The 3,627-nt window shown below is 29.3% G+C and carries 6 protein-coding genes; 1 reads left to right on the top strand and 5 read right to left on the bottom strand.

Features of this window, described 5'->3' with window-relative positions:
• Positions 1-247: transposase (locus AC2D8I_RS15940; protein WP_484707104.1), on the top strand; the 247-nt coding region annotated here is incomplete at its 5' end.
• Between the two features lie 179 nt (positions 248-426).
• Here AC2D8I_RS15940 and AC2D8I_RS15945 read toward each other — a convergent pair.
• The 5 genes from AC2D8I_RS15945 to AC2D8I_RS15965 form a co-directional block, all read right to left on the bottom strand.
• Entirely contained in the window at positions 427-1,080 is a 654-nt protein-coding gene (locus AC2D8I_RS15945) for a DUF4276 family protein (protein ID WP_484707105.1), read from the bottom strand.
• A gap of 2 nt (positions 1,081-1,082) precedes the next feature.
• Positions 1,083-2,150: an AAA family ATPase gene (locus tag AC2D8I_RS15950; protein WP_484707106.1), complete on the bottom strand. Its 1,068-nt coding sequence runs from the start codon at positions 2,148-2,150 to the stop codon at positions 1,083-1,085.
• Positions 2,151-2,167: 17 nt separating this feature from the next.
• On the bottom strand, positions 2,168-2,365 hold the full coding sequence (locus tag AC2D8I_RS15955) for a helix-turn-helix transcriptional regulator (RefSeq protein ID WP_484707107.1): 198 nt from the start codon (positions 2,363-2,365) through the stop codon (positions 2,168-2,170).
• Between the two features lie 326 nt (positions 2,366-2,691).
• Positions 2,692-3,342: a hypothetical protein gene (locus AC2D8I_RS15960; protein ID WP_484707108.1), complete on the bottom strand. Its 651-nt coding sequence runs from the start codon at positions 3,340-3,342 to the stop codon at positions 2,692-2,694.
• Between the two features lie 138 nt (positions 3,343-3,480).
• The coding region (locus tag AC2D8I_RS15965) for an integrase core domain-containing protein (RefSeq protein WP_484707109.1) at positions 3,481-3,627 on the bottom strand (147 nt) is incomplete at its 5' end.

Here is a 3,627-nt window from a genome sequence, read left to right on the forward strand (position 1 = left end):
ACGGCAAAGTACGGTAGAACCCGTTTTTGGGACCCTCACACAGTTTATGGGACTTCGGAAAATCAACACTATAGGAATGCAACAAGCAAACAAAGTCATGCATCTCTCTGCAATTGCCTACAACTTGAAGAAATATTTAAAATTCATTGTAAAAAATGTAAAAGTAGATGCTAAAGCAATGAAGCATTTGTTTTGTCTTGTAAAACGCTTGTTTAGGCCCCAAATAAAGCTGTTAGAACGAATATAATAGGCATCCTAAAATTTAAATAGTATAGGTTTTAACAAAATAAAAGCCCTTGTAAAAGGAGCTTTTGAATGTTTTTTTATGTTTTTATAGACTTGTGCAACGATTACCGTTGTTGTGTTTTCGTACTTTTCTTTCTCTTAAACCTAATTAAAAAAATACCAGATTCGTTCTCTATTTCGTTAGATATTTTCTAATTTACTTATCCATTGATTAAATCTTGGAGATTTTTGTAATAAGTTGTGCATTCCAATATTTTCCGCTAAAATTGCTCCATAAACAATTTTATTATATCCCTTTATTAACTTCATTAACCTTTTTGAAGGTGCTGTATCAGGATGCTCGTTTATTAGCTCTGGATTAGGGAAATCATTAAGAATTTTTTCAATTTCAGTTTTATTATTGAATTCACTAGGTTCGAACGTTGATTCAAAAGAAACTAAATTATTGAATAGTAAGCCTTCGAATTCGTGTAATTGTATATATGGAATAAATCTTTTTTTTAAGTTATCATCGAATTTGTCTAACATTGCTTGTTCTAAAAAATCCATTCTTTTAGATTTATCAACAATAGCTTTTGAGTTTTGCCATTGCGGATAATTAAATCTATCAGGAATACCATAATAATCAATAAATGTAGTAACAAAAGAATCTCCTTCTTTTAAATGGGATGTAATTTGTGTTTTTAAGATGTTCCAAGGAACTATTCCTCCTCCAGATTTTTTGATTAATGGACTTTGAATGTAAATCTCTTTAGGAAGGAAGTATGGTTGAAGTACGTCTCTGACAAACTCTTGTTCGGTAGGACCTTCACAAACAATAACTATTCTTTTCATAATTAATATTTGTTAGGTTGTCCTCCTGTTAATATATTCCTTTGCCATAAATCACCAACACTATATGTATCTAACCATTCTTTTAAGTTATTTTCATCAAGTCTTGTGAATATGCTTTCTCCGTTATGTTGGTCAACCGTTACTATGTCAGATGGAGTAAAATGATTTACTAAATCAGCAGATTGAGTAGCTAAAATAACTTGTACATTTTTTGCCGATACAGCCATAATCATCCCTGCTAATTTTGAGATGGCAAATGGGTGTAACCCTAATTCAGGTTCATCAATAATAATACTTGATGGTAGATTTGGTTGCATAAATAATACTGTTAATGCTATAAATCTTATTGTACCATCAGAAAGGTCAGAAACTCCATATATTGTTGAACTATATTTACTTTTCCATTGTAATCTTATATGGTTTTCTTGATTAGGCTGAAAGAAAAAATCAGAAAAATAGGGTACAATACTTTGTATTGTTTGTATAATTCTATTATAAACAACCTTATGATTTTCATATACATTATATAAAAACGCACTTAAGTTACTTCCATCTTCGTATAAATAATATTGGTCATTTATTATATTACTCATCTTTGAAAAAGGAGAGTTTTTACTAGTGTCGTGAAAGTGATACTTTCGATAACCGTTTAAATGTTCTCTAACATATTTTGCTCTGTAATTATCAGTGGCTTTAATATTTGCTTCTGTACCAAAGTTTGAAATATCTCTACCCTTATTACCTCTGAAAACAAGAAATTCATCTGCAAATATGAAATTTTCATCACCAAGTTTTAATGTTGATTTATATCCATTAATTCCATTTCCAAAACTTGTTTCGAATTGAATATTTTGAGTGTTTTCAGAGCCTTTATGCAGTAGTTTTTCTGTTCCTCCTCTAAGAGCAACATATTCTTTAAGTCTTCTATCTTGAAGAGCATTTAAGAATTCAAAAAATGATATGAAATTACTTTTCCCTGAACCATTCGCGCCTATGAGTATATTGATGGGCTTGAGTTCAAGAGTAATATCTTTAATTGATTTATAACCTGTTATTTTTATGTAATCCATAAGCTAATACCTTTCCCTTAACTTGGTTTGTTTGATGTTATTAAATCTTTAACATCTACATCCAAAATGTTTGCGATATCCATTAGGGTTTCTAATCTCGGTTGTTGTCTGTTTTGTGCATAAGCATTTATCATATTGCAACTTTTACCTAGTTTTTCAGCCAGCCAAACTTGCTTTATTCCTTTTTCTTCTAAAACTTCCTTAATTCTGTTCACTTATGTGATGATGTTTTGTAAAGTACTAAAGTAGTATATTTTTTCTAGTTAATACTCATTTTATTTTGATTCTACTGTAGATTTTTTTTGTAGTTTAATGAGTTGTTACGTTTTTTTATTTGGGTAAATAAGCTTGTGAATAAATTTGATGTCAAATGTGCAGTTGTTCGTTTGGGTATGAAACACAACGTTAAGTATAAGATTAGTTGCGTGTTTTAAGCACTAAACTTAGCAAATAAATCACAGATAGAAATACCGCGAGGACTTTCGTAAGTAGGCTAAAACTAGCAATTAATTTTATATGGTGTTGTGTGTTCGTTTTTTTGTCAGATTAATATATTACTAACTTTTAAAAATGTTAGTTCAGAGTTCTCTAAAAATTCTTTCAGTTCAGTGTTTTTATCAGCATTTTCGTTAGTTAATTCAAAGAGATATACTCGTGGATTAACAGTTTTAGGAAACATTAACCAAAACCGAAACCTTTTAACTTTTGGTGAGTCAGATAGAAATTTAAGTTCCTCCAAATTCGATATTGTTAGATTATCGCCTCTACTCATTTCGTAAAATACTCTTTCAGAAACAGAAAGAGAATCAAGTTCTTTTTCAGATTTTCGAGGTTCAGTTGAGAATCCGCTAAACAATTGAGGAAATAAAAGCCCTTTTTTAAAAATCAGTTTTAATGATTTATCTATTCCATATATTTTGAACGATTTATTGTCATAAAACAATTGAATTTCATCTATTTCTTCAATTTCATTAATTGCTGTTTCTGTTATATCATTAGAAAACTTTTCATAAAATTGTTTCTCGTATTTTGTTTTAAAAAATTCTTGAGCCCAGTAATTTTCTTGTTCTCCTTGATTTTTAAAAGGTGGTTTTAATTCAGTACTTTTTTTGGTGTTAACTTGTTCAAGATTGCTTTGAGATTTGCAACCAATTGAGAAAGTCAGAAGTAACATTATTGTAAATAATTTCATTTTCTTCGATTTAGTTTCTCAAATGTTATTTAATATTATTAATCAAAAAAGTCAAAATGAGTGAACTGTGATTTTCGTTGAGTGACGATGTTCTCAAAATGTCTTGTCCTGAAATACGGCTACAGTTAAAATTTGTTTTTAAGCTGTAAATTTATACACGGTATAAGGTGTTTTATAGTTTAAAGATAAGTGTAATCTTATTTCGTTGTATAATTTAATTGCATTTTTTGTTGCTCTCTTTGCATGTGCTGTGTTTATAAAGGTTTGATCTAAATAAAATTCGTC

It is taken from the genome of Lacinutrix sp. YIN62 (assembly GCF_057219185.1).

What these genes read in the sequence shown, in the direction of transcription:
- AC2D8I_RS15945 (WP_484707105.1), bottom strand. Translation starts at nt 1,080, where the DNA reads ATGAAAAGAATAGTTATTGTTTGTGAAGGTCCTACCGAACAAGAGTTT.
- AC2D8I_RS15950 (WP_484707106.1), bottom strand. Translation starts at nt 2,150, where the DNA reads ATGGATTACATAAAAATAACAGGTTATAAATCAATTAAAGATATTACT.
- AC2D8I_RS15960 (WP_484707108.1), bottom strand. Translation starts at nt 3,342, where the DNA reads ATGAAATTATTTACAATAATGTTACTTCTGACTTTCTCAATTGGTTGC.